We start from the raw sequence: 24,352 nt of genomic DNA on the forward strand, positions 1-24,352 counted from the left end.
ATGCTGCGGACGCTCCATTCGATCCCGGCACTGATCGCGTCACTGCTGCTCGTGCTCGTCGCTCTGACGGGATCCGTGCTGTCGGTGTTTCCCGCCTTCGAGCGGGCGGGTGCGACCAGCGCGAGCGGCGTCGATGTGGCAACGCTTGCCGGCCGCGTGAGTGCGCGTCTGCCCGGCGTGGAAACCTTGGTGCGCCAGCCTTCGGGCACGATCGTGGCGTACCACATGGTGGGCAGCGAGCAGCGCGCATCGGTCATCGACCCCGCCAGCGGGGAGGCGGTCGCCGCCTATCGGCCCTCGGCCACCCAGCGCTGGCTGAAGAACCTGCATCGCAAGCTGCTGCTCGACGACCCCGGCCGTGTCGCGACGGGTGTTGGCGCCGCCTTCATGCTGTTCATCGTGCTTTCCGGCCTCATGCTCTTCGCGCGGCGAATGGGGGGATGGAAGCTGTTGCTGGGCCGCGTACGCGGCAACACGCTGCAGCGGCTGCACAACGAGAGCGCACGCCCCGCGCTCGCCGGCCTCGTGCTGTCGGCGGCAACCGGGCTGGTCATGTCGCTTGCGACCTTCGGCCTGATCCCCGAAGGGGGTGATGCGGACCCTTTTCTCGACCTGCGCCCAAGCGGCGCGGCGCGGATGGCGCTCGCGCAAATGGCGGTGCTGCAATCGGTGGACGTGTCGCGGCTCGCGCAGTTGAAGCTCGCGAGTCCGGACGACCCGAGCGACGTCATCGAACTCGAGACCGCGGACGGCGCGGGCGTGGTCGATCCTGCCACGGGCACCTGGCTCGCCTATCGGGCGCTCGACGGGTGGCAGCGCCTGCACGCGACCGTGCGCATGCTGCACACCGGCGAGGGGCTGTGGTGGCTGGGGCTGGTGCTTGGCGCCTCGTCGCTCGCAGTGCCGCTGCTCGCGGCGACCGGCTTCCTGCTCTGGCTGCGCCGGCGCCAGAGCTTGCCCCGCCTGGCGAACAACGCCCCGAGGCGCGACGCCGACACCTTGCTGCTGATCGGAAGCGAGACCCACACGACCTGGGGATTCGCCACGGCGCTGCACGCGGCGCTGACGCGCGCGGGCCTGCGGGTGCATGCGGCGCCGATGAACGACATCGAGACCCCCCACGACGGCGTCCGCCGCCTGCTCGTCCTGACCGCGACCTACGGCGACGGCGAGGCACCGGAGAGCGCGCGCCAGTTTCTGCCCCGGCTCGCCCGCCTGGCCGCGGGGACCGGCGTCGCATTCGCCGTGCTCGGCTTCGGCGACCGGCAGTTCCCGCACTTCTGCGGTTATGCACACCAGGTCCACGACGCGCTCGCCGCCACGGGGCTGGAGGCGCTGGGGGAAACGGGCACGGTGGACCGGCAGTCGGAGCCCGAGTTCCGCCAATGGTGCAAGTGGCTCGGCGAGACGCTCGGAGTGGCGCTCGACATCCGCTACCAGCCGCTGTTGCCGCGCACGACGGCGCTCGAACTCGTCTCGCGAATCGACTACGGCGCCGACCCCCAGACCCTGACCGCGGTCCTGCGCTTCGCGCCACGGGGGCCCGCGAGAGGCTGGCGCACCTGGCTCGGCCTGCCACGGCTGCCGAAATTCGAAACCGGCGACCTGCTGGGCGTGGTGCCGCCGGGCGGCGCCTCGCCGCGCTACTACTCCCTGGTGAGTGCGGCTTCGGATGGCGTGGCCGAAATCTGCGTGCGCCGCCAACCCGGCGGCATATGCTCCGGCTACCTCACCGGCCTGTCGCCGGGCGCGGCGATCCAGGCTTTCGTTCGACCGCACGAGAGCTTCCGCCCTGCCGCCGGCGCCACGCCGCTGATCCTGATCGGTGCGGGAACCGGCATCGGTCCGCTGATCGGCTTCATCCGCCACAACAGTGCCAGACGCCCGATGCACCTGTACTTTGGCGCGCGCAGCGCCGAAGACGGCTTTCTCTATCGCGACGAACTGGACGGCTTCGTCGACGATTGCCGCCTGCGCACGCTGACCACCGCCTTCTCGCGCTCCGCTGATCGAGCCTACGTGCAGGACCGGTTGCTCGCGGACGCCGGGCGCCTGCGCGCGTCGATCGTGCAGGGCGCCCAGGTCATGGTGTGCGGCGGCCGCCAGATGGCGGAGGGCGTGGCGCACGCCTGGGACCGCATCCTGGAAGGCTCCGGCCTTTCGGTCGCACAACTGAGGACACAGAGACGCTATGTCGAGGACGTCTATTGAATGGCTGCGCGGCGCACGGCTGAAGGACTGCCGCACCAGCGGCGCGACGATGGGCACGCGCTACACCGCGCGCTTCGTGGTGCCCGAAGAGACCGACGTGCAGGCGATCGTCGCCGGCCTGGAGGCAGCCGTCACTGCCGTCGACGCGCAGATGTCGAACTGGAAGGCCGACTCCGACCTGTCGCGGCTCAATCGCGCGGCGCCGGACGGCTGGGTTCCCGTTTCCGTGAACCTGGCGTCGGTGCTCGTGCGGGCGGCCGAGGTCGGGCGCGAGACCGGCAATGCGTTCAATATCGGCGTCGGCGCACTCGTCGACGCATGGGGCTTCGGCCCGGCGGGCCGGGATTGCCCGCGAGTCATGTCGACCGGCTTCCGTGCCTGCCGGCCGCTCGACGAACTGCTGGAGGTCGACCTGCCGGGGCGCCGGGTGCGCAAGCATGCGTGCGTCGCGCTGGACCTGTGCGGCATCGCCAAGGGCTTCGGCGTCGATGAACTCGCGCGCGTGCTGGACCGGCACGGCATCGGCTCCTGGCTGGTCGGCATCGATGGCGAAATGCGCTCGCGCGGCTGCAAGCCCGACGGCTCGCCATGGGCCATCGCTTTGGAAGCGCCCGCGGACGACCGGCGCACGGCGATGGGCGTGATCGAACTCGGCGACGCCGCGATCGCGACCTCGGGCGACTATCGGCACTGGAGCGTGATCGACGGTGAGCGCGTCTCGCACACGATGGACCCGCGCACCGGCGCACCGCTGCGCGGGGCGGTCGCGTCGGTCACGGTCATCGCACCGACCTGTACCGATGCCGATGCCTATGCCACGGCGCTGATGGTGCTCGGTGTCGAGGCCGGGCGCGACCATGCAAGGCGGCGGGGGCTCGATGCACTCTTCGTCACGCGCGAGGGCAATGGGCTTCGCACGGTTGGCACCGGCTTCTTCGATGGCGCATAGGAACTTCGAACCGGATCTCCTTCGCGGAAGGTCGCCATGTCGATGTGACAAATGGCGGCCGACCCGCGGGTCACTGGGACTTGAACTCTTCCGCCGCAATGCCGAGCTTGCGCAGCTTGTCGTGCAGCGTCTGCCGCGCGATGGCGAGCGCGGCGGCCGTGGCGGGCTGGTCGCCCTGGTGCTTGCGCAGCGCCTCGACGATCACCGCACGCTCGAACGATTCGACCTGCTGCGGCAGCGCGCGCGGCAGGGCTGGCAAGCCCTCGCCGGTGCCGCGGGTTTGCGTCAGGCGCTCGCTGAGCAGGCCCAGCACGAAGCGGTCGGCCACGTTGCGCAGCTCGCGCACGTTGCCCGGCCACGCGTAAGCCATCAGGTCGGCCAGCTGGGCGTTGGTGAGCAGCGGCGCCGAACGCCCGTAGCGGCTCGCGGCCAGCAGCGTGAAGTGCTCGAACAGCAGGGGTATGTCTTCGCGCCGCTCGCGCAGCGGCGGCAGCTCGATGAAGGCGACGCCGAGCCGGTAGTACAGGTCGGCCCTGAACTTCTGGCGGTCGCTCATTTCCTTCAAGTCCTCCTTGCTCGCGGCCACCACGCGGCAGTCGAAGGGAATGGCCTTGTTGGAGCCGATGCGCTCGATGCTGCGCTCCTGCAGGGCGCGCAGCAGCTTGATCTGCACTGCCACCGGCATGCTCTCGATCTCGTCGAGGAAGAGTGTGCCGCCATTGGCATATTCGAATTTGCCCACGCGCACGCGGTTGGCGCTGGTGAAGGCGCCGGCCTCATGGCCGAACAGCTCGCTCTCGGCCAGCGCCTCGGGCAAGCCGCCGCAGTTGAGCGGAACGAAATGCTGGCGGCGGCGTTCGCTGTGGTCGTGCAGGCAGCGCGCGACGAGTTCCTTGCCGGTGCCGGTCTCGCCATAGATCAGCACGTCGGCCGAGGTTTCTGCCAGTGTCATCACGGTGCGGCGCACCAGCTGCATCTGAGCTGATCGGCCGATCAGCACCGACTGGATGCCGTTCCAGTTCTCCAGCGCATCGCGCAGCGCGCGCACCTGCAGCGAAAGCTGCCGGCGCTCGACGGCGTGGCGCACGATGGCCACCAGCCGCTCGGAGCTGAAGGGTTTCTCGATGAAGTCGTAGGCGCCCTCGCGCATGGACTGCACCGCCATCGCGATGTGGCCGTGGCCGGTGACCAGGATCACGGGCAGCTCGGCATCGGCGCTGTGCAGCTCGCGCAGCCATTCGGTGCCGCTCAGGCCCGGCAGGCGCACGTCGCAGACCACGATGGCCGGCACGCCGAAGCTGATGTGGCCGCGTGCGCGTTCGACGTTCGCAAAGGATTCGACCTCGAAACCGGCCAGGGTCAGCACCTGGGTCGTGCTGATGCGGACGTCTTCGTCGTCCTCGACCAGCAGCACCCGGATGGCAGGGGCTTCGCTCACTTGTTGATCACTCCTGTAGGGGTGGAGATAAGAATGGCCTGGACGGCGGCCGGGAGGTCGACGACGAATGAGGCGCCGCCTTCCGGCAGGTTGGCCGCACGCAGCGTGCCATCCATGGCCCGCACCAATTGTGCCGAGATCGCGAGCCCGAGCCCCAGGCCCGTGCCCGCCGGCTTGCTGGTGACGAAGGGCTCGAACAGGCGCGGCAGGATGTCGGGTGGAATGCCCGGTCCGGTGTCGCTCACGCGCAGGATCACCCGGCCCTCTTGCGGCCGCACCTCGAGCCGCAGCGTGCGCCGGGGCGAGGCCTGCATGGCGTCGATGGCGTTGCGCATCAGGTTGACCAGTACGCTGCCCAGCGCGGCCTCTTCGGCCATGACGCTCAGGGCCGCGGGCTGCACGTCGACTTCGATGGCGACGCCGTTCTTCTTCGTGGCCTCGGCCACGATGGCCTGCGCGTCGGCCACGGCTCGCGCCATCGGCACCGCCGCGAGCGGAAGTTCGCTCTTGTGCGCGAAGGTCTTGAGTTGCGAGGTCAGGCGCGCCAGGCGGTCGACCATGCCCCGGATGCGCTGCAGGTTGCCGCGCACGTCGTCGAAGCGGTTCTTGTCGAGCAGGATGGCGGCGCTCTCCGAGAGCGTGCGCATCGCGGTGAGCGGCTGGTTCAGTTCGTGCACCACGCCGGCCGACATCTGGCCCAGTGCCGCCATCTTGCCGGCATGCACCAGTTCGCCCTGGGCGGCGCGCAGCTGCGCGGTGCGCGCCACCACGGTGGACTCGAGCGTGTCGTGCGCAGCCTGCAGCGCAGCCTGGTTGGCCAGCTTCTGCCGCACGGCGCGGCGGCGTTGCCACAGCGTGACGGCGATCAGCAGCAGAACCGCCATCGCGAGGCTCGCGGTGATGGCGGCATAGCGCGCGCCCACGCGCACCGGCGCCAGGTCGTCGAGCGCCATCAACTGCCACGGCGCACCGCGCAGCGAACGCGTCGAGGCCAGCTGGTCGACGCCGTCGAGCGCGATGACCTTCACATCGCGCGCCAGCACCTCCTTCAGAGTCCATTGCAGCGGTTGCAGGCCGGCTTCGCCGTAGGGGCGCGAGCGCTGCACCTCGGCCCGCTGCAAGGCGTCGAGCGGCAGCATCGGCCGGAACTTGAGGTCTTCGCGGGTGGCGAGGATCACCACCCCGCGCTGGTCGATCAGCGCCACGTCGCCCGGCAGCTTGCGCCAGGCGCGTTCGGTCTCCTCCAGGTTGACCTTGACGGCCACCACGCCGCGCGTGGGCTGGTCGCGGCGCAAGGCGTACGAGAGGTAGTAGCCGGGCTTGCGGCTGGTGATGCCGACGCCGTAGAAGCGGCCCCTGCCCTGCCCCAGCGCATCGATCACGTAGGGCCGGAACGACAGGTCCTGGCCGACGGTGGTGCCGGGACGGTTCCAGTCGGAAGCCGCCAGCGAGGTGCCGCCGGCGTCCAGCACATAGAGCATCTCTGCGCCCGCGGCGGCGTTGACGCCGTCGAGGTAGCGGTTGACCGCGTCGCGCAGCGACCCGTCCGAGGGCGTGCCGAGCAGCGCGGGGACGATGGGCGTCATTTCCATCAGCGCGGGCAGATACTCGAAACGGGCCAGGTCGGCATCGAGCCCCGTGGCGAGCATGTCGAGCCGGTGGTCGGCCGCCTCGCGCAGCCGCGCGAGGCCGTTCTGCATGGCGAAGTGATGGCCGGCGAAGGCGGCCGCGGCCACCATCGCCAGTGCGCCGCACCAGCGCGGCAAGCCGCGCCATCGCCTGGGGCTGTGGGAAGGCAAGTCGAAGCGCCGGGCCGGCTCCCGTGAAATCATGAACCCGTTATTGCACAAGGCCGTGAACGCCGCATCAGTGGCTGCCCGGTGGCGTGCGTCCATTAACATTTCGTTCAGGGTAGGCGTGCGGTCAGGCATGGCGCAGTTCGCCGGCCCTGCCGCGGAAGACCCGGCAGGAGAACACGGTGCAGGCCATGATGGCCGGCGAGGGTCATCGCTTCGCCGCCCCGCCCTGCCTCAGGGCCTCGGACATGCCGATCAGCACGCCGCTTGCCAGCGTTGCATAGCTGTCGAGCATCGCCTTGGTGACTGTGCCCAGCACCTGGCGGATGGCTTCGCCCTGCTTGCCTGAGGCGTCGGTGAGCTTGTTGATCAGCGCGGCTTGATCGATGCCGTTCTTGAGGATCATGGTCGTGCGCTCATTGCATGTGCTGGCCGCCGTTGATGGCGATGTTGGCGCCCGTCACGAACGCCGCCTCTTCCGAGGCCAGGTAGATGATCAGGCCTGCCACTTCCTCGGGCTTGCCCAGGCGGCCCACGGGAATGTGCGGCAGGATCTTGCTGTCGAGCACTTCCTTCGGGATGGCCGTGACCATCTTCGTGCCGATGTAGCCGGGCGAGATGGTGTTCACGGTGACGCCCTTCCTCGCCACCTCCAGCGCCAGCGCCTTGGTGAAGCCGTGCACGCCGGCCTTGGCGGCCGAGTAGTTGGTCTGGCCGAACGCGCCCTTCGATCCGTTCACCGACGACACGTTGATGATGCGGCCCCAGCCCCGGTCCACCATGCCGTCGGCCACCTGCTTGCTCATGTTGAACAGGCTGTCGAGGTTGGTGCGCAGCACGGCGTTCCAGTTGATCTGGTCCATCTTCTTGAAGGTCATGTCGCGCGTGATGCCGGCGTTGTTGACCAGCACATCGACCGGACCCAGGGCCTCCTGCACCTGGCGCACGGCCTGCGCGCAGGAGTCGTAGTCCGCCACGTCACAGGGCACGGCCAGGATCTCGTAGCCGCGCGACGCCATCTGCGCCCCCCACTCGGCGTGCGACTTGTTGCCTGGCGAATAGGTCACCGCGAGCTTGTAGCCCGCATCGACCATCTTGGTGGAGATCGTCTCGCCCAGGCCGCCCATGCCGCCGGTGACCAGGACCACGTGTTGCTGCTTGCTTTCGCTCATCTGCTTTCTCCTTGGTGCGTTGTGTGACAAAGAATCCGTTCAAGCGCGTTCGACCGCGAGCGCCACGCCCATGCCGCCGCCGATGCACAGCGAGGCCAGGCCCTTGTCGGCGCTACGGCGACGCATCTCGTGCAGCAGCGTCACCAGCACGCGGCAGCCCGAGGCCCCGCCGTCCACGATGACGACGCGGTGCTTCTGCACGGGGATGCTCAAGGCTGGCTGCTCCGTACAGGCATGCGAGCGCTTCAGCGCGGCTGGGCCGCGGGCATGTGGGTCTCGACGTGGTCCAGCACCGCCTCGGGCGCATCGGCCTCGGCCGGCGTCTCGTTGTCCAGGATGCGCTTCATTCGGACGGTGTCCAGGTCGTTGGTCCACCTGGCGACCACGACCGTGGCGACGCCGTTGCCGATCAGGTTGGTCAGCGCACGGGCTTCCGACATGAAGCGGTCGATGCCCAGGATCAGCGCCAGGCCTGCCACCGGCACATGCCCCACAGCCGAGAGCGTCGCCGCCAGCACGATGAAGCCGCTGCCCGTGACGCCTGCCGCGCCCTTGGAGGTGAGCAGCAGCACGGCCAGCAGCGTGAGCTGCTGCGTGAGCGTCATGTCGGTGTTGGTCGCCTGCGCGATGAACACGGCCGCCATCGTGAGGTAGATCGAGGTGCCGTCCAGGTTGAACGAATAGCCCGTGGGCACCACCAGGCCGACCACCGACTTCTTCGCGCCCAGGTTCTCCAGCTTGGCCATCATGCGCGGCAGCACCGACTCGGAGGACGAGGTGCCCAGCACGATCAGCAGTTCTTCCTTGATGTACTTGATGAACTTCCAGATGCTGAAGCCGTGGAAGCGCGCGATCGCCCCCAGCACCACGAAGATGAACAGCAGGCAGGTCAGGTAGAACGTGGCCATCAGCTGGCCCAGTTGCAGCAGCGAGCTCACGCCGTACTTGCCGATGGTGAAGGCCATCGCGCCGAAGGCGCCGATGGGTGCGGCCTTCATGATGTAGCCCACGATCACGAAGAGCACGTGCGAGCCCTTCTCGATCACGTCGAACACCAGCGTGCCGCGCCCGCCGAACTTGTGCAGCGCAAAGCCGAACATCACGGCGATCAGCAGCACCTGAAGGATTTCGCCCTTGGCGAAGGCATCGACCACCGTGTTCGGGATCACGTTGAGCAGGAGGTCGGTGGTGCTCTGCATCTTTCCGGGACCGGTGTAGGCCGCGATGCTCTTGGTGTCGAGCTGGCTCACGTCGACGTTCATGCCGGCGCCGGGCCGCACGATGTTGATGATCACGAGGCCCACCACCAGCGCGACGCTGCTCACGATCTCGAAGTACAGGAGCGCCAGGCCGCCGGTCTTGCCGACCTTCTTCATGTCTTCCATGCCGGCGATGCCCACCACCACCGTGCAGAAGATGATCGGCGCGATGATCATCTTGATGAGCTTGATGAAGCCGTCGCCCAGCGGCTTCATCGATGCGCCGGTGTCGGGATGGAAGTGCCCCAGCAGCACCCCGAGCACGATGGCGGTGATGACCTGGAAGTAGAGCGATTTGTAAAAGGGCTTGGGTGTGACGGATGGTTGGTCCACGGGAATCTCCTGGAAAATTTCAGATGCCGGCGGCATGCGCCCGCCGGTCGTGATGCGTCAAGGTGTTGTCGATCAGCGCGTCGGGGTCGTTCTCGTCGAGCTCGATGTCGCCAACGGGACGGCGGTGCTGAGCCTGGGCAACATCGGTGCCCTGGCCGGCAAGCCGGTCATGGAAGGCAAGGCCTGCCTCTTCAAGAAGTTCGCCGGCATCGACGCGTTCGCGTTCTGCCGGCGCAGGTTCTGCATCAGGAAGTCGACCGGGGCCTCGGCGCTGAGGCTGCCGGCCAGCGCCTCACGGATCTCGCGGCGGCTGGCGGCGCTGGCCATGTCGAGGCTGCGCATGGCCGACACGTACGGCGAGAACTGGTCGGCATAGCTCTCGGGCGCGATGTCGATCACGGCGATGCCGCCGATGGTCTGCGGGTGCGAGAGCGCCAGGGCCATCGCCGTCTTGCCGCCCATGCTGTGGCCGATCACGAAGGGACGCTGCAATTGGTCGCGCTCGATCAGCGCGCGCACGTCGTCCGCCATCTCCATGTACGACATCGATTCGGCCCACGGCGAGGCCCCGTGGTTGCGGGCATCGGGCAGGTAGACGCGGTGGTCCTCGGCCAGCGCCTGCGCAAACTGCGTCCAGTTGCGCCCCGCGCCGAACAGGCCGTGCAGGATCACCACCGGAGGCCCCGATCCCAGCGCTTCGAAAGCCAGTGCGAGCGGCATGGCGGCGGCCTACCTCTTCTTCACCGGGGGCAGGCCGGTGCAATGCCCCTCGAGGACTTCGGCCGCCATGCCGATGGATTCGCCGAACGTCGGATGGCCGGTTTCCGTGGGGTCAAGGTCACCCATGGTGCTCATCGGTTTGTCTCCTGTGTCATGGCCGGGACCTGCATCGGGCGATGCGGCCGGCCCTGGTACAGAGCAATCGATGTGCCACGCGGCGCGTGGCGCGCAAGGCACGCTAAGTCGTTGATTTCATGGGGGACGAGGCAGGAATGAAACGGATGGTCTGCCGACGATCCGGATGCGCAGCGACGAGGCCGTCCGAATCGCCGGACCGGTGATTGGGGAAAACCCGAAGGCGCCCGGGCATGTCATGTCCCGGGCGATACAGGCAGAAGCGATGCCGCCGGCAGGAACAAGATCCCCAACGGAAATGTCGGAGCAAGCCCGCCGGCACCTACAACTCGAATATCCGGCTCATCTCCAACCACTTCTCCCCGTTCGGAGTCCAGGGCGTGGGCGCCTGGAACTTCCACATCAGTTCTTCCCACGCGTGAATCTTCGGATCGTCCCGCGTCGCGGCCGCCATCGCCTCGGCGTCGTAGCGCGCGTCGTCTGTCTCCATCAGCATCACCATCCGCGTCCCGAGCCGGTAGATCTCCATGCCCGTCACGCCATGCGCATGCAGATGCGCGCGCACCTCTGGCCAGATGTTGCGGTGGTAGGCCTCGTACTCGGCGATCAGCGCCGGGTCGTCTTTCAGATCGAGGGCAAGGCAGTGGCGCATGGGTCGTCGGGTCCGATGGTCGATGAAGGGAAGAGCGAGAGATCAGGTCAGCGCCCGATCCAGGTGCGTGTAGCCGCCGTCCACGAACACCCACTGCCCGGTCGTGTGCGAGGCCCGTTCGGAGAGCAGGAACACGGCAGTGTTCGCAATCTCCTGCGGCGTGGTCATGCGGCGGCCGAGAGGGATCTTGTCGGTGATGGCCGCGAGCTTGCGGTCGGGTTCGTCGAAGGCCGATATCCAGCGCTGGTACAGCGGCGTCATCACCTCGGCGGGAATCACCGCGTTGACGCGCACGCCGTCCTCCAGCAAGGAAGCCGCCCACTCGCGCGTCAGCGACAGCTGCGCGCCCTTGGCCGCGGTGTAGCCGCTGGTGTTGCCCTGCCCCGTCAGCGCCGTCTTCGACGAGATGTTCACGATGGCTCCGCGGCTGGCCTTCAGGTGCGGCAGGCAGAAATGCGCCATCACGTAGTAGTGAACGAGGTTCCGGTCCAGCGATGCGATGAATGCCTCGCGCCCCGCTTCGAGCCCCACGCTGTCATTCACGCCTGCGTTGTTGACCAGCCCATCGATGCGACCGAACTCCGCGACCGTGCTTTCGACGGCCTTGCCGCAAGCCGCCTCTTCCGTCAACTCGAACTGGAGGAACCGCGCCCGCGGCTGCAGCCCGCGCAGCTCCTGCTCGAACGCCGCATCCAGCGGGTTCTTCCCGCAGATCACCGGCACCGCGCCTTCGCGCGCGAGCGTGAGCGAAATGGCTGCACCGATGCCGCTGCCGCCGCCGGTGACGAGCACCACCTTGTCTTTCAGATTCAGGTCCATGACCGCACGATGCCTTTCTGTTGATCCATCTACCCGCGGAAGCGATAGCGCTCGAGCGACTCGGGCTTCATCGTGATCGAGAACCCGGGGGCCGTGGGCGGCATGTACGCCGCACCGCGAATCGCGCAAGGCTCGGCGAAGTGTTCATGCAGATGGTCCACATACTCGATCACCCGCCCTTCCCGCGTTCCCGAGATGCACAGGTAGTCGATCATCGACAGATGCTGCACGTACTCGCACAGCCCCACGCCGCCGGCATGCGGGCACACGGGCAGCTTGTACTTCGCGGCCATCAGCATCACCGCCAGGATCTCGTTCACGCCGCCGAGGCGGCAGGAATCGATCTGCACCACGTCGATGGCGCTGCGCATGATGAACTGCTTGAACATGATGCGGTTCTGGCACATCTCGCCCGTGGCCACCTTCACCGCCGGAGCGATGCCTTCGCGGATCTTGCGGTGGCCTTCGACGTCATCCGGGCTCGTCGGCTCCTCGATGAACCAGGGCTTGGCGAAGGCCAGCTGCCGCACCCAGTCGATGGCCTGGTCGACCTCCCAGACCTGGTTGGCGTCGATCATCAGGTGGCGGTCGGGCCCGAGCACTTCACGCGCCACGGTCAGCCGGCGGATGTCGTCCTGCAGGTCGCGCCCCACCTTGAGCTTGATGTGGTTGAAGCCCGCATCGACCGCCTCCTGCGCGAGCCGGCGCAGCTTCTCGTCGGAGTAGCCGAGCCAGCCGGCCGAGGTGGTGTAGCAGGGGTAGCCCTCGGCCTTCAGCGTGGCGATGCGCTCGGCCTTGCCGACGGCCGCGTCGCGCAACAGCGTGAGCGCTTCTTCGGGCGTGATGCAGTCCGTGATGTAGCGAAAGTCGATGCATCGCACCAGCTCCTCGGGGCTCATGTCCGCCACCAGCTGCCACACCGGCTTGCCTTCGGACTTGGCCCACAGGTCCCACATCGCATTGACCACCGCGCCGGTCGCGAGGTGAATGGCGCCCTTGTCGGGGCCGATCCAGCGCAGCTGGCTGTCGGACGTGACGTGCCGCCAGAAGCGGCCCATGTCCTCGGCCACCCACTGCAGGTCGAGCCCGACGACCAGGTGGCGCATCGCCTCGATGGCCGTGCAGCAGATCTCGTTGCCGCGGCCGATGGTGAAGGTCAGGCCGTGGCCTTCGAGCCCCGGCTGGTCGGTCTCCAGCACGACGTACGCCGCGGAGTAGTCCGGGTCGGGGTTCATCGCGTCGGAGCCGTCGAGCTGCTGCGACGTGGGAAAGCGCACGTCCAGCACGCGCATGGATCGGACGATGGTCATGAACGGGTCTTCTGCGAAAAAATCAGTCGTAAAGAACCGATGCGATCTTCGGGTCTGCGATGTTGGTCTTGTCATACCAGAAGAAGCCCGTATCGACCACCTTGGGCAGCTTCTCGCCCTTGATCGCCTTCACCGCCATCTCCACCGTCTTGTAGCCCATGCCCACCGGGTTCTGCGTGATGGCGCCGGCCATGCTGCCGTCGATGATCGCGTTCTTCTGCTGCTTGCCGGAGTCGTAGCCGATGATCACGACCTTGCCGTTGCGCTTCATCTCCTTCACGCCGTTGACCACGCCGATGGCGGAGCCCTCGTTGGCGCCGAAGATGCCCTTCAGGTTCGGCGAGGCCTGCAGGATCGACTTGGTGATCTCGGTGGACTTCAGCTGGTCGCCGCCGCCGTACTGCACGCTCACGATCTTGATGTTCGGATAGGTCGACTTGATGCGGTTCACGAACCCGTCGCGCCGGTCCACGCCGGTGCGGCTGGTCTGGTCGTGCACCACCAGCGCGACCTCGCCCGACTTGCCGATCAGCTCGGCCATCTTGTCCGCCGCGAGCGCCGCGGCGGCCTTGTTGTCGGTGGTGGTGGTGGTCACGGGGATGTCGCTGTCCACGCCCGAGTCGAAGGCCACCACGGGAATCTTCGCGGCCTGCGCCTTCTTCAGGAGGGGAATGGCGGCCTGGCTGTCGAGCGCGGCAAAGCCGATGGCCTGCGGCTTCTTCGCGAGCGCGGCGGAGAGCATGTCGATCTGCTTGTCGACCATCGCCTCGGTCTCGGGGCCTTCGAAAGTGACCTTCACCTTCAGGTCCTTCGCGGCCTGCTCGGCGCCGGACTTCACGGCCTGCCAGAACTGGTGCTGGAAGCCCTTGGACACGAGCGGAATGTAGATCTCCTGCGCCTGCTGTGCCTGGGCAAAACCCGGCACGCCGATGAGGGCCGCGACCAGCGCGGTTGTGGCTGCTCTTCTTTGAATCATGCAAAGTCTCCTGTGCGCCGGTCAAAGCCGGCGAGGTGTTGTGAATGAAAGAGTCATACGTTGAAGGCTTAGCCAGCTACGGCGGCCCCGAGTCATGCGTGCACATTCGTGAGGGTGTGGGCGAAGCGTTGACAGGGGTACGCGCGGGCCGGGTATCGAGCCGCGTAATACATGCCCCGCGGCGAGAGCTGCGGGTGGTCCGGGGTGCCGAGGCAGTAGGAGATTGCCGAAGGCCACACCGATGCTGCCGCTTTGGCGAGGTGGCATGGGACCCCGCGCGGTCAGAGACCCCGCGCACGCGCGGAAACACCTTGCACGGAAACCGGGAGATCCCGCGTCCTTCTGCAACGCGCTGGGAAGCGTCGAGTGCAGAGCGCATCGTGAAGCCCAAGGGCGTACGACGATGAGCGATAGGAGCGGGAAGTCGGACTGCTGCGTAGTACCGAAGAAGCTGCCGAACAAGGCTGCGGGGGAAGCTCCTGCGGCGGCGGAGGCGGTGGAGGGAAGGCGGCAGGCCAAGGGAAATGCCATCGCGGCGCGCATGTCCCGCAGATCGGTGCGGGTCTATGACATGGGAACCGCGCTCGATGGCATACGACAGACGGCAAAGGGCCGTCGTGGTGCGAGGTTCACTGGACTGCTGCACCACATCTACGCGGTCGAACGCCTTGAGGCGGCCTACCTTGCGCTCAAGCGCGACGCGGCCGCTGGGGTGGACGGCCAGACCTGGCAGGCGTACGGGCAGGACCTGGAGGGCAACCTCCTGGATCTGTCCGAACGGTTGGCCCGAGGGGGCTACCGGCCCCAGCCTGTGAAGCGGGTGTACATCGACAAGGCCGACGGCAGCAAGCGCCCGCTGGGCGTGCCGGCGCTGGAGGACAAGCTCGTCCAGCGCGCCACGGTCGAAGTGTTGAACGCCATCTATGAGCAGGACTTCCTCGGGTTCAGCTACGGCTTCAGGCCCGGCAAGAGTGCGCACAACGCGCTGGATGCCGTGGCGGTAGGTGTGCACAGCAGACGAGTGAGCTGGATTCTCGATGCGGACATTGCCAAGTTCTTCGACACAATCGAAAGGGACTGGCTGGTGAAGTTCATCGAACACCGCGTGGCGGACACGCGCGTGGTGCGGCTGATCAAGAAATGGCTGCACGCGGGCGTGCTGGAAGAAGGCAGGCTGAGGCAAAGTGAGGTGGGTACGGTTCAGGGTGGGAGCATCAGTCCGCTGCTGGCCAACATCTACCTGCACTATGCGTTCGACCTGTGGGTGAAGCAGTGGAGGGGGCGCCATGCCCGAGGCGACGTGATCGTCGTGCGTTACGCCGACGATTGGGTAGCCGGGTTCCAGTTCCGCGACGATGCCGAGCGCTTCCAGCGCGCGGTGGCCGAGCGGCTGGGCCAATTCGGGCTGAAGCTGCACCCCGAGAAGACGCGGCTGATCGAGTTCGGGCGCGTCGCCCGGGAGAATCGACGCCGCCGAGGACAAGGCAAGCCGCAGACCTTCGACTTCCTGGGGTTCACGCATTGCTGCGGGACGACGAGGAAGGGCCACTTCATGGTCCTGCGGCTCACCAGTGCCAAACGCCTGCGAGCCAAACTGCAGGTGGTCAAGCTCGAACTCAGAAGGCGCATGCACCAACCCATCCCGGAGCAGGGCCAGTACCTGCGGGCGGTGGTGGCCGGGCATGCGCGCTACTTCGGCGTGCCGTGCAACGGCGCGCGGCTGAGGACATTCCGCTTCCAGGTCGCCGGGCTGTGGCATCGCACGCTGTGCCGCCGCAGTCAGAGCCATGGCCTGACGTGGCGTCGAATGTATCGATTGATGGCGCATTGGCTGCCTGTTGCGAACATCTGCCACCCGTACCCGAACCAGCGTCTGATCGTCATGACCCAAGGCAGGAGCCGTATGCGGTAGCTCCGCACGTACGGATCTGTGGAGGGGGTGCTGGGTGACTGGCATTCCTACTCCTACTGGGTTGCGGAAATAGGGTCAGTGCGTGTTGCTGCCGCGGCGGCGCAGGATGTCCGCGTACACGGCCAGGATGATGATCACGCCCGTGACCACCGTCTGCCATTCCTGCGCGACCGAAAGAATGCGCAGGCCGTTGGTCAGCACGCTCATGATGAAGGCGCCGATGATCGTGCCCACGATGGTGCCGGTGCCGCCGCTGAGCGAGGTGCCGCCGATGACCACCGCGGCAATCGCGTCGAGCTCGTAGCCTTGTCCCAGCGCCGGCTGCGCGGAGTTCAGGCGCGAGGCGATCAGCAGGCCCGCGATGCCGCAGATGCCGCCGCTCACCGTGTAGACCACGATCTTCCAGAAATCGGTGTTCACGCCCGACAGGCGCACGGCCTCCTCGTTGCTGCCGAGCGCGAAGGTGTAGCGCCCGAGAATGGTCTTGTTGAGCACGATGCTCGCAGCCACCGCCACCAGGAAGAGGATCAGCACCGCATTCGGAATCGGCAGCGACGGAATGAAGTAGCCGATCAGCGAATCCTGCGAGATCGCCGGAAAGTCCGGCGTGTCGTTGAAGTAGATCGGCTTGGTGCCCGAGATCACGAGCGACAGGCCCTTGAGCAGCATCATCATGCCCAGCGTGGCGATGAAGGGCGGGATCTTGAGCTTGGCGATCAGCACGCCCGACACGAACCCGGCCAGCGCACCGAAGAAGATCGCGGCCACGATGCCCAGCGCGAGCGGCATGCCCATGTAGGTGAGCACCACACCGGCCATGACGGCGCAGAAGGTCATCAGCGTGCCCACCGAAAGATCGATGCCCGCGGTGATGATCACGAAGGTGCAGGCAATGGCCAGTACGCCGTTCACCGCGGTCGACTGCAGGATGCTCACGAGGTTGTCGGTCTGCAGGAACTGCGGCGACGCGAAGCTGAAGAACACCATCAGCGCGATGAGGCTGGCAAAGGCCAGCAGCTTCTGCCGCGTGGCGGGACGAAAGAGCCGTGCCTTCAGCGAGAAGCCCGGTGCGGCGGAGGCAGTGGTAGCGGTGGGGGTTGTCAAGGCGTTGTCTCCAGTCGTCATGCGGTGGCGGCGGCAGCAGCAGCGGTGGTTTCACGCCGGGTGGCGAGCTGCATGATCTTTTCCTGCGAGGCTTCGCGCCCCGCCAGTTCGCCGGTGATGCGGCCTTCGCACATCACCAGCACGCGGTGGCTCACGCGCAATATCTCGGGCAGCTCCGAAGAGATGATCACGATGGCCTTGCCCTCGGCGGCCAGTTCGTTGAGCAGGCGGTAGATCTCGGCCTTGGCGCCCACGTCGATGCCGCGCGTGGGCTCGTCGAAGAAAAGCACGCTGCAGTCGCGCAGCAGCCATTTGGCGATCACGATCTTCTGCTGGTTGCCGCCCGAGAGCAGCCGCACGTGCTGGCGCACCGAGGGCGTCTTGATGCTGAGCTGCTTCACGTAGCGCTCGCCTGCGGCCTCGATGGCGGCCTGGTCGATGAAGACGCCCATCGACAGGAACTTCTTCATGCTCGGCAGCGCGATGTTGGTTTCCACATCCATGCCGGTGGCCAGGCCGAAGTGCTTGCGGTCTTCGGAGAGGTAGCCGATGCCGTGCGACACGGCATCCTCGGGCGACCTGATCGACACTCTCTTGCCGTGCACGCGGACCTCGCCCGCGTCGATCGGGTCGGCGCCGAACACCGCGCGCGCCAGCTCGGTGCGGCCCGCGCCCATGAGCCCCGCAAAGCCCAGGATCTCGCCCTTGCGCAGCACGAAGCTCGCGTCGCGAACCATCCCGCCGCGCGTGATGCCGCGGGCCTCGAGCACGATCTCGTTGCCCGAGGTGTCGGGAAAGTCGTTCTCCACCTCGGTGAGCTGGCGGCCCACCATCATGGCGATCAAGGTGTCCATCGGCGTGTCGGCCATCGACACGGTGGCGATGTACTGGCCGTCGCGCATCACGGTCACGCGGTCGGCGATGCGCTTGAGTTCGTCCATCTTGTGCGAGATGTAGACGATGGCCACGCCCTGCGATTTCAGCTGGCCGATGATGCGGAACAGGTCGGCCACCTCCTCGTTGTTGAGCGCGGCGGTGGGCTCGTCCATGATGAGCACGCGCGAGTCGAACGAGAGCGCCTTCGCGATCTCCACCATCTGCTGCTTCGCCACCGCGAGTTCGCCGACCGGCGTGTGCGGGTCGAGCCGCAGGTTCATGCGCGCGAAGATGCGCTCGGCCTCGGCGCGCATCGCGTCTTCGTCGATGAAGAGGCCGAAGCGCCCGCGCGGCTCGCGGCCGATGAAGATGTTCTGCGCGGCGCTCAGGTGGTTCATCAGGTTGAGCTCCTGATGGATGATCCCGATGCCCAGCGCCTGCGCCGCGCGCGGGCTCGCGATGTCCACGGGCTCGCCGTCGATCAGCACTTCGCCGGAATCCTTGCCGTAGACGCCCGCGAGCACCTTCATCAGCGTGGACTTGCCCGCGCCGTTCTCGCCCATCAGGGCGTGCACCTCGCCGGGCAGCAGGTCGAACTGCGCCTTGTCGAGCGCGCGCACGCCGGCAAAGGACTTGCAGAGGTCGCGGATGGTGACGATGGGTTGCATGCGTAGTCAGTCCGTCGAGATGCCGTAGAAGCGTTGCGCGGTGCCGCGCCAGATGCGCGACTGCTCGCTGGCCGACAGGCGGCCGATGCAGGCCTCGCTGACCGCGATCCAGCCCGCGTAGTCACCGGCCAGCGTGAGCACCGGCCAGTCGCTGCCCCACATGAGGCGGGCGGGGCCGAAACTTTCGAGCAGTGGCTCCCACACCGGGCGCACGGCGCGCACCGCCGCATCGACGTCGCCATGCGTCGATGGCGGCGCTTCGCCCCAGAGTCCTGAGAACTTGCAGCACACCTGCGGCAGCGCGGCGAGCTCGGCCATGTCCTTGCGCCAGGCCGCGAAGGCCTCACTGTCGTGCGCGCCTACGGGCGGCTTGGCGGCATGGTCGATCACCACGGGCAACTCCGGCCAGTCCTTCAGGAAGCGGATCAGCGAGGACAGGTGCCGCGGCTTCACCAGCGCATCGAAGCGCAGGCCCAGGCGCAGGAGCGCCTGAATGGCGTCGGGGCGCGGGATGCGCGCGATCCAGTCGTCGTCGGGCAGGTCCTGCAGCATCGGCCGCACGCCCTTGAACTTGGGGTGCCGCGCCATGCGCTCGAGCGAGGCCACGGCATCGGGGTGGCCCAGGTCGACCCAGCCGACCACGCCGCCCACCACCTCGTGCGCGCTGGCCAGTTCGAGCATGAAGCCGGTTTCGGCTTCCGAATCGGCGGCCTGCACGAGCACGGTCCGCTCGATGTCATGCGCCTGCAGCAAAGGCGCGAGGTGCTCGGGAAGAAAGTCGCGCACCAGCGGCGCCAGGGCGGGCACATCGGCGCGCAGCCACGCGTAGTCGCCGCGCGCGGGCCGCCAGAAATGCTGATGCGAGTCGATGCGTTGTCTCATGCTGTCTGGCACCCTCCAGTCTCGTCGAATGGAACGCTGCCATCTCTATTTGGCCTTACCAATTTGGCGGGATCACTTTGCCATAACGTCAAAAATGGCCTTACCGGAACAAACCCTTTGCGGGTTTTCCCGCGAAATACCGCTCATTAGTAGCAATCACTACATAGAGGATGGCAAACTGGCATGACCAGATCGACGGCCTGCTTTTCTCATGTTTCCCCCCACCAAACCCGCCGACACCCGCCGGCTCTACCAGCAGATCGCCGACCAGATCCGGGCTTTCATCCGCAACGGCAACCTGCCCGCCGGCGCGCGCTTGCCACCGGAGCGGGAGCTGGCGCTGCAGCTGGGTGTGTCGCGGCCTTCGCTGCGCGAGGCGCTGATCGCCCTGGAGATCGACGGGCGCATCGAGATACGGATGGGGTCAGGCGTGTATGTCTGCGCGTCGCAGGACGCGGCGGAGCGCGCCACGCCGGCGGTGGGCGAAAGCCCGTCGGAAATGATCCAGGCGCGCGCGATGCTCGAAGGCTCGGTCGTCACGCTGGCCTCGGCCCGCGTGACGCCGCAGCACCTGGAGCGCGTGAGGACAACGCTCGAAAGCATGCGCCAGGACGGCCGGAGCGGCCGCACGCAGATCGAGAACGACCGGCGCTTTCACATGGCCATCGCCGAGATGACGGGCAACTCGGTGCTCGTGCGGCTGGTCGGGGAACTCTTCGATGGGCGGCACAGCCCGATCTCGTCGCGCATGAGCGAGCGCACCGAGGATTCGCAGGCGTGGAAGGCGGCGTTCGCCGAGCATGAGGCCATCTACCGCGCGCTGGAAGCGCGGGATCCGCAGGCCGCCGTGGCGGCGATGCTGCATCACCTGAGCGCCTCGCATGCGCGGTGGACGCAGGAATCTGCGCCGCCTGCGGCCGACTGATTGCGATAGTTCCCTGGCAATCTTCAGTGCCGCCGTGCTCGGCGACCAGTGACGAGCCTGTCGGACGACTCTCGCGCGGGCCTTCCGACTTCCGAATGCGCTGGATCGACCACGCAACCGGGCCCGACCTCGGGGGCTTGAAGAGACAATGCCCCTTCCGGAGCCCCAAATGAAACTACCGACAGAAGTGGAAGAACGCCAGCAGCTGGCCGACGAAATTCACGCGCGCCCGTTCGAGCCACTCTCGACGCCGGGTGCCGCGTTGGCCATTGCCACGCTGCGCGAAGGCCCGGCCGACGACGCGCTTTGCGTCGCGCATCTGGCGCGGCTGGGCGGCGAGGCCTCCGCAGCGGGCGCCGCCACGCAGTGCCAGGTGCGTTGCGGCGCGCTGCGCGTGCGCTGGGAGCGCCACACGGAGTTCCACACATTCACCGTGTTCACCGATCTTGGCGAACTCGCGATGGAGCAGGCTTTCGACACCGGATGGCTCGATGCCCTGCCGCACGACTGGCTGGCCTCGCTCCCCGGCCGCATGATTTCCGCGACACAGCTGGCCGTGCTCCCCTGCCCTGGCGATCCACCCCATGCGCGCCTGGTGGCGCCGCTTTTCGGCAGCGATCCGCTGGTGGGCAACCGGGTGGCCGACGGCGCGGCCACCGTGGTGTCGGACCTTCGCGCCAAAGCCGGGGTGACGCGCTTCCTGGTGTTCGACCACGCCATGAACCGGCGGCGCGCGGGCCGTACCGTCCAGCGCCTGATAGAGCTCGACACCTACCGCATGATGGCCCTGCTCAGTCTGCCGGTCGCCACGCGCCGCATGGGCCAGCTCGCGGCCGAAGAGGCCCAGTTGGCGTCGCTGATGGCCCGCTTCCACGATGCGACCGATGGCGACGAAGTCCTGCTGCACGAGCTCGTCACGCTGGCCGCCCAGGTCGAGCACGCGATGGCCGAGAACGGTGCGCGCTTTGCGGCCACCCGCGCCTACAGCGGCATCGTGAACCAGCGGCTGATCGATCTGCGCGAGACGCTGGTGCCGGGCCTGCAGCCGCTGTCGGAGTTCATGGCGCGCCGGTTTCGTCCGGCCATGGACAGCTGCGCAGCCACAGCGGCCCGGCAGACGCAATTGTCCGAGCGGATTGCCAGGGCCGCACAGTTGCTGCAGACCCGCTCCGAAGTCGAACGCGAACGCCAGAACCAGGCGCTGCTCAGCTCGCTCGACCGGCGCCAGGGCCTGCAGCTGCGGCTGCAGGAGACGGTCGAGGGCCTGTCGGTGATCGCCATGACCTACTACGGCGTCGGCTTGAGCAACTACCTGCTCAAGCCCTTGGCCAAGGCCATGGGCTGGCACGAGACCGCAGTGACACTGGTGGCCGTGCCGGCCATCGCACTGCTCGTGCTGCTCAACATGCGGCGGTTGCGCCGGCATCTGCACCAGTCGCCGGACAGCTGAGCAACTTCACAGCTTCATCCCCCGTCGATCTCCACCTCCGCCTCGCAATTCACCGGCGCATTGAGCGGAATCATCATTCCGATGGAGGAGCGGGCGTGTGTTCCGGCTTCCTGCCCGTAGAGCTCAAGAATGAGATCAGAGTAGCCATTGGTCACCCGCGGCGTCTCGTTGAACTCCGGTGCCACGTTGACCATCGCAAATACCCTCAGCCAGGCGGTCACGCGATCGAGGTCGCCCAGCTCGCGCTTCAGGCTTGCCAGGTGCGCCAGCGCCACGAGCCTGGCCGCTTGATAGCCCTGTTCAGGCGTGATCTCGGCGCCCACCTTGCCGAGCGGCTTCGCGATGCTGCCGTCCGGCTCGAGAGGGATGTGGCCGGAGATGAAGGCCCGCCGCCCCCGCACGCGGACCCAGGCGAAAGGCAGGCGGACATTCGGCGGAGCCTGCAAGGGCTTCGGCAAAAGCAGACCCATCTGCGCGAGACGTGCTTCGATTCTTGCCATGATGATCTCCTTCGTTTCGTTATGGGACCAGCGCATCGAGCTCGGGACGCATCACGACGCTTTCCTGCGCGGTCGGCTCGTTACGCGATCCGATGAACACCGCGGGCTCCGAACTGCTCAGGTTGACCGCCACATGCGGCACGCCGGCCGGGATGAAGAGGTAGTCGCCGGGCCGCGCAACGGCGCGCTCCTGCAGCCGCTCGCCCGTCCACAGCGCCACTTCCCCACCGCTCAGCATGTAGAAGGCGGATTCATGCCGCGCGTGGACATGCGCCTTCGTCCGCTCGCCAGCGGGGAGCGTCACGCGCCCGAGGAAAAGCGCCTCGGATTCCACTGTTTCGGCGCAGATCCCAGGTGCGTAGACCGTGCCCTGTGCACTCGTGTAGGGCTGCGAGCCACTGACGACTCGTGGCGGCGCCGTGCCTGTCGTTGCGTTCATGTCAGCTCTCCGGTGATGGCCTGCTGCGCTATCTCGCCACCATGCCGCGAATGGCCTTGACAGTCACCGAACCCTGTCCGAAAAATCCCGAATTATTCCGAACCGGCCGCAGGCCTCGATCCATGGGAAAGCGATTCGCTTTCGGCCCCCTGCTCCTTGACGCCAGGATGGGCACGCTGTCGCGCGACGGTCGCGTCCTCGCCGTCGGCCAGCGCGGTCTGCTGATCCTGCGAACCTTGCTCGAGGCGCAGGGCGAAGTGGTGGCCAAGTCGACCCTGATGGCGGCGGCCTGGCCGGGCCTGGTGGTCGAAGACAGCAACCTCTCGGTCCAGATCGCGGCGCTTCGCAAGCTGCTGGGCACGACCTCCGAAGGGGCGCAATGGATCCTTACCGTGCCGCGGGTAGGTTATCGCCTCGCGGAAGCGGCTGCCGTGGACGACACCGCGCTCGAGCAGGCGGACGCAGGCAGTGCGGACGGCGGCAGGCGGCCGTCCATCGCGGTGATGCCATTCAAGAACCTCAGCGACGATGCGACGCAGGAGTACTTCGCCGATGGCGTCACCGAAGACGTCATTGCCGCGCTCACCCGGTTCCGATGGTTCTCCGTCAGGGGCCGCAACTCCAGCTTCGTGTACAAGTCCAGGGCTGTCGAGCCGAAGACGGCCGCGCTCGAACTGGGCGTGCGATATCTGCTGACAGGCGCCGTGCGCAGATCCGGCGACAGGATCCGCATCTCGGCAGAGCTCGTCGATGCGTGCGACGGCCGTTACATCTGGGCCGGGCACCACGATTTCGCCCTGCTGGACATGTTCGAAGTGCAGGACACGATCGCGCAGCAGGTCGCAGGCTCGATCGAGCCCGAGCTGCTCAAGAGCGAGGCCGGCCTGGCCGCGCAAAGGCGGGGCTCAGGCAGCGTCACAGGCTGGGATCTCGTCGCGCGGGGCTCTTGGTTCTTTCATCAAGTGACGCGGCCGACGCACCTGCAGGCGCGCGCCTTGTTCCGCCAAGCCCGCCAGCTCGATGCCGGATTGCCGGAGGCGAGGATGTGGCTCGGCCGTGTGAATGCCGGGCTGATCGCCTATGGCTGGAGCGAGGATCCGGACGCCGACCTCGCCGAAGGCCTGGAAGCGGCCTTGCAGGCGGTGCAGATGGACGAGAAGAGTCCGTATGCGCACTATGCACTTGCGATCGTCAGCGTATACATGGAGTCCTTCGCGCTGGCGATCCGGGCCGCGGAGAAGGCGGCCGAGCTCAGCCCGGGCTTCGCGCTCGGCCACCTGGTGCTCGGCATGGCGCGCCTGTTTTCAGGAGATGCCGGCAAGGCGGTCGAGTCGCTGGAATGCGGGCTGCATCTGAACCGATACGACCCGCAGAACTTCATCTGGTACAACGTCCTGTCCCTGGCCTACCTGTTCAGTGGCGATGCAAGCGAGGCACTGCAATGCGCAACAGCCTCGCTGAAAGTGCGGCCCACATGGCGTTCCGCCATGGAGACGGCCGCCGCCTGCTGCACAGCCTTGGGCCGCACTCCTGCGGCGCGTCAATGGCTGGACCAGATGACGAAGTTGCCACTGGCCTCCGGGGACGCCCTGCAGCCTTTGTGGCGATCCAATCCCCGCTGGGCCGGCGAGTTGCAGGCGCTGCTGGATACAACGCTTCGCGAGGCGCATGCCGAGGTCCTTGCTGCGAATGGACACGCGGAATGCGAACGGGCGCAGGGCAAGCGCACGTCCTGACCGGACCGGGTCAGCGGCATCCACCCGGCAACGATTTGCCATGGCGTTCGGGGATGAATTCGTGCTCGAGAGAATCCTGTCCTTCCCGCT

At 67.2% G+C, this 24,352-nt stretch carries 21 protein-coding genes and 3 pseudogenes; 7 read left to right on the top strand and 17 right to left on the bottom strand.

Features of this window, described 5'->3' with window-relative positions:
• Together VAPA_RS30265 and VAPA_RS30270 are read left to right on the top strand one after the other, a co-directional pair.
• Complete coding sequence (locus tag VAPA_RS30265; RefSeq protein ID WP_021004037.1) at positions 1 to 2,211, top strand: PepSY domain-containing protein; 2,211 nt, start codon at positions 1 to 3, stop codon at positions 2,209 to 2,211.
• Positions 2,192 to 3,160, top strand: coding sequence for an FAD:protein FMN transferase (locus tag VAPA_RS30270; RefSeq protein ID WP_021004038.1), 969 nt, complete (start codon positions 2,192 to 2,194; stop codon positions 3,158 to 3,160). The genes VAPA_RS30265 and VAPA_RS30270 overlap by 20 nt, the downstream gene beginning before the upstream one ends.
• Before the next feature lie 70 nt (positions 3,161 to 3,230).
• Here the strand turns inward: VAPA_RS30270 and VAPA_RS30275 are convergent, their stop codons facing one another.
• The 6 genes and pseudogenes from VAPA_RS30275 to VAPA_RS30295 all read right to left on the bottom strand — a co-directional run bounded on the left by VAPA_RS30275 (position 3,231) and on the right by VAPA_RS30295 (position 9,194).
• Positions 3,231 to 4,598, bottom strand: coding sequence for a sigma-54-dependent transcriptional regulator (locus VAPA_RS30275; RefSeq protein WP_021004039.1), 1,368 nt, complete (start codon positions 4,596 to 4,598; stop codon positions 3,231 to 3,233).
• Positions 4,595 to 6,430 carry a sensor histidine kinase gene (locus VAPA_RS30280; RefSeq protein ID WP_041946691.1) on the bottom strand — a complete coding sequence of 612 codons (1,836 nt, stop codon included), beginning with the start codon at positions 6,428 to 6,430 and terminating at the stop codon, positions 4,595 to 4,597. The genes VAPA_RS30275 and VAPA_RS30280 overlap by 4 nt, the downstream gene beginning before the upstream one ends.
• Before the next feature lie 172 nt (positions 6,431 to 6,602).
• On the bottom strand, positions 6,603 to 6,800 hold the full coding sequence (locus VAPA_RS30285) for a DUF6781 family protein (protein WP_021004041.1): 198 nt from the start codon (positions 6,798 to 6,800) through the stop codon (positions 6,603 to 6,605).
• A gap of 10 nt (positions 6,801 to 6,810) precedes the next feature.
• Positions 6,811 to 7,566 (bottom strand): acetoacetyl-CoA reductase, encoded by a 756-nt coding sequence (phbB, locus tag VAPA_RS30290; protein ID WP_021004042.1) that lies wholly within the window; start codon positions 7,564 to 7,566, stop codon positions 6,811 to 6,813.
• Positions 7,567 to 7,605: 39 nt separating this feature from the next.
• Positions 7,606 to 7,734, bottom strand: a pseudogene (locus VAPA_RS34230) (acetyl-CoA C-acetyltransferase); the annotation flags it as partial.
• A gap of 77 nt (positions 7,735 to 7,811) precedes the next feature.
• Entirely contained in the window at positions 7,812 to 9,194 is a 1,383-nt protein-coding gene (locus VAPA_RS30295; protein ID WP_041946692.1) for a dicarboxylate/amino acid:cation symporter, read from the bottom strand.
• A 70-nt stretch (positions 9,195 to 9,264) separates the two neighbouring features.
• Between VAPA_RS30295 and VAPA_RS35310 the strand changes: the two are divergent.
• Positions 9,265 to 9,378: pseudogene (locus tag VAPA_RS35310) on the top strand (hypothetical protein); the annotation flags it as partial.
• Between the two features lie 41 nt (positions 9,379 to 9,419).
• Here VAPA_RS35310 and VAPA_RS35315 read toward each other — a convergent pair.
• The 6 genes and pseudogenes from VAPA_RS35315 to VAPA_RS30320 form a co-directional block, all read right to left on the bottom strand.
• Positions 9,420 to 9,878 (bottom strand): annotated as a pseudogene (locus VAPA_RS35315) (alpha/beta fold hydrolase); the annotation flags it as partial.
• A 9-nt stretch (positions 9,879 to 9,887) separates the two neighbouring features.
• Entirely contained in the window at positions 9,888 to 10,013 is a 126-nt protein-coding gene (locus tag VAPA_RS35475; RefSeq protein ID WP_021004046.1) for a hypothetical protein, read from the bottom strand.
• A gap of 322 nt (positions 10,014 to 10,335) precedes the next feature.
• Entirely contained in the window at positions 10,336 to 10,665 is a 330-nt protein-coding gene (locus VAPA_RS30305) for an L-rhamnose mutarotase (protein WP_021004047.1), read from the bottom strand.
• Between the two features lie 42 nt (positions 10,666 to 10,707).
• Positions 10,708 to 11,484: an SDR family oxidoreductase gene (locus tag VAPA_RS30310; protein WP_021004048.1), complete on the bottom strand. Its 777-nt coding sequence runs from the start codon at positions 11,482 to 11,484 to the stop codon at positions 10,708 to 10,710.
• Positions 11,485 to 11,513: 29 nt separating this feature from the next.
• Positions 11,514 to 12,794 carry an L-fuconate dehydratase gene (locus VAPA_RS30315; protein WP_021004049.1) on the bottom strand — a complete coding sequence of 427 codons (1,281 nt, stop codon included), beginning with the start codon at positions 12,792 to 12,794 and terminating at the stop codon, positions 11,514 to 11,516.
• 22 nt (positions 12,795 to 12,816) lie between these two features.
• Positions 12,817 to 13,770, bottom strand: coding sequence for an ABC transporter substrate-binding protein (locus VAPA_RS30320; protein ID WP_021004050.1), 954 nt, complete (start codon positions 13,768 to 13,770; stop codon positions 12,817 to 12,819).
• Between the two features lie 403 nt (positions 13,771 to 14,173).
• Here VAPA_RS30320 and ltrA point away from each other — a divergent pair, with 403 nt between their 5' ends.
• Positions 14,174 to 15,682, top strand: coding sequence for a group II intron reverse transcriptase/maturase (gene ltrA, locus VAPA_RS30325; protein ID WP_051255411.1), 1,509 nt, complete (start codon positions 14,174 to 14,176; stop codon positions 15,680 to 15,682).
• Positions 15,683 to 15,757: 75 nt separating this feature from the next.
• On the opposite strand, the gene VAPA_RS30330 is transcribed toward ltrA, so the two are convergent.
• Genes VAPA_RS30330 through VAPA_RS30340 form a run of 3 tightly spaced genes read right to left on the bottom strand, consistent with a single transcriptional unit; the run spans position 15,758 to position 19,212 of the window.
• A complete protein-coding gene (locus VAPA_RS30330) occupies positions 15,758 to 16,786 on the bottom strand; it encodes an ABC transporter permease (RefSeq protein ID WP_021004051.1) in 1,029 nt (342 codons plus the stop codon).
• 17 nt (positions 16,787 to 16,803) lie between these two features.
• The gene (locus VAPA_RS30335) at positions 16,804 to 18,330 is read right to left on the bottom strand and encodes a sugar ABC transporter ATP-binding protein (protein WP_021004052.1); all 1,527 of its coding nucleotides are present in this window, start codon (positions 18,328 to 18,330) and stop codon (positions 16,804 to 16,806) included.
• 6 nt (positions 18,331 to 18,336) lie between these two features.
• The gene (locus VAPA_RS30340; RefSeq protein ID WP_021004053.1) at positions 18,337 to 19,212 is read right to left on the bottom strand and encodes an amidohydrolase family protein; all 876 of its coding nucleotides are present in this window, start codon (positions 19,210 to 19,212) and stop codon (positions 18,337 to 18,339) included.
• A gap of 211 nt (positions 19,213 to 19,423) precedes the next feature.
• Between VAPA_RS30340 and VAPA_RS30345 the strand changes: the two genes are divergently transcribed.
• Positions 19,424 to 20,137, top strand: a complete 714-nt coding sequence (locus VAPA_RS30345; RefSeq protein WP_021004054.1) for a FadR/GntR family transcriptional regulator — start codon at positions 19,424 to 19,426, stop codon at positions 20,135 to 20,137.
• A gap of 169 nt (positions 20,138 to 20,306) precedes the next feature.
• Positions 20,307 to 21,587 carry a DUF3422 family protein gene (locus VAPA_RS30350; protein ID WP_021004055.1) on the top strand — a complete coding sequence of 427 codons (1,281 nt, stop codon included), beginning with the start codon at positions 20,307 to 20,309 and terminating at the stop codon, positions 21,585 to 21,587.
• Positions 21,588 to 21,601: 14 nt separating this feature from the next.
• On the opposite strand, the gene VAPA_RS30355 is transcribed toward VAPA_RS30350, so the two are convergent.
• Positions 21,602 to 22,087 (bottom strand): RidA family protein, encoded by a 486-nt coding sequence (locus VAPA_RS30355; protein ID WP_021004056.1) that lies wholly within the window; start codon positions 22,085 to 22,087, stop codon positions 21,602 to 21,604.
• Positions 22,088 to 22,106: 19 nt separating this feature from the next.
• Entirely contained in the window at positions 22,107 to 22,526 is a 420-nt protein-coding gene (locus VAPA_RS30360; RefSeq protein ID WP_021004057.1) for a cupin domain-containing protein, read from the bottom strand.
• A gap of 122 nt (positions 22,527 to 22,648) precedes the next feature.
• On the opposite strand from VAPA_RS30360, the gene VAPA_RS30365 reads away from it, so the two are divergent.
• Positions 22,649 to 24,262, top strand: coding sequence for a winged helix-turn-helix domain-containing tetratricopeptide repeat protein (locus VAPA_RS30365; RefSeq protein WP_021004058.1), 1,614 nt, complete (start codon positions 22,649 to 22,651; stop codon positions 24,260 to 24,262).
• Positions 24,263 to 24,352 lie beyond the last annotated feature (90 nt).

The sequence above is a fragment of the Variovorax paradoxus B4 genome (assembly GCF_000463015.1).
Lineage (GTDB): Bacteria > Pseudomonadota > Gammaproteobacteria > Burkholderiales > Burkholderiaceae_C > Variovorax > Variovorax paradoxus_E.

Coding starts and splice junctions, on each gene's coding strand:
- phbB (WP_021004042.1), bottom strand. CDS start 7,566: ATGAGCGAAAGCAAGCAGCAACACGTGGTCCTGGTCACCGGCGGCATG.
- VAPA_RS30295 (WP_041946692.1), bottom strand. CDS start 9,194: ATGCCGCCGGCATCTGAAATTTTCCAGGAGATTCCCGTGGACCAACCA.
- VAPA_RS30335 (WP_021004052.1), bottom strand. CDS start 18,330: ATGCAACCCATCGTCACCATCCGCGACCTCTGCAAGTCCTTTGCCGGC.
- VAPA_RS30355 (WP_021004056.1), bottom strand. CDS start 22,087: ATGGCAAGAATCGAAGCACGTCTCGCGCAGATGGGTCTGCTTTTGCCG.
- VAPA_RS30285 (WP_021004041.1), bottom strand. CDS start 6,800: ATGATCCTCAAGAACGGCATCGATCAAGCCGCGCTGATCAACAAGCTC.
- VAPA_RS30350 (WP_021004055.1), top strand. CDS start 20,307: ATGAAACTACCGACAGAAGTGGAAGAACGCCAGCAGCTGGCCGACGAA.
- VAPA_RS30340 (WP_021004053.1), bottom strand. CDS start 19,212: ATGAGACAACGCATCGACTCGCATCAGCATTTCTGGCGGCCCGCGCGC.
- VAPA_RS30320 (WP_021004050.1), bottom strand. CDS start 13,770: ATGATTCAAAGAAGAGCAGCCACAACCGCGCTGGTCGCGGCCCTCATC.
- VAPA_RS30305 (WP_021004047.1), bottom strand. CDS start 10,665: ATGCGCCACTGCCTTGCCCTCGATCTGAAAGACGACCCGGCGCTGATC.
- VAPA_RS30310 (WP_021004048.1), bottom strand. CDS start 11,484: ATGGACCTGAATCTGAAAGACAAGGTGGTGCTCGTCACCGGCGGCGGC.
- VAPA_RS30315 (WP_021004049.1), bottom strand. CDS start 12,794: ATGACCATCGTCCGATCCATGCGCGTGCTGGACGTGCGCTTTCCCACG.
- VAPA_RS30280 (WP_041946691.1), bottom strand. CDS start 6,430: ATGATTTCACGGGAGCCGGCCCGGCGCTTCGACTTGCCTTCCCACAGC.
- VAPA_RS30360 (WP_021004057.1), bottom strand. CDS start 22,526: ATGAACGCAACGACAGGCACGGCGCCGCCACGAGTCGTCAGTGGCTCG.
- VAPA_RS30365 (WP_021004058.1), top strand. CDS start 22,649: ATGGGAAAGCGATTCGCTTTCGGCCCCCTGCTCCTTGACGCCAGGATG.
- VAPA_RS35475 (WP_021004046.1), bottom strand. CDS start 10,013: ATGAGCACCATGGGTGACCTTGACCCCACGGAAACCGGCCATCCGACG.
- ltrA (WP_051255411.1), top strand. CDS start 14,174: ATGAGCGATAGGAGCGGGAAGTCGGACTGCTGCGTAGTACCGAAGAAG.
- VAPA_RS30270 (WP_021004038.1), top strand. CDS start 2,192: ATGTCGAGGACGTCTATTGAATGGCTGCGCGGCGCACGGCTGAAGGAC.
- VAPA_RS30265 (WP_021004037.1), top strand. CDS start 1: ATGCTGCGGACGCTCCATTCGATCCCGGCACTGATCGCGTCACTGCTG.
- VAPA_RS30345 (WP_021004054.1), top strand. CDS start 19,424: ATGTTTCCCCCCACCAAACCCGCCGACACCCGCCGGCTCTACCAGCAG.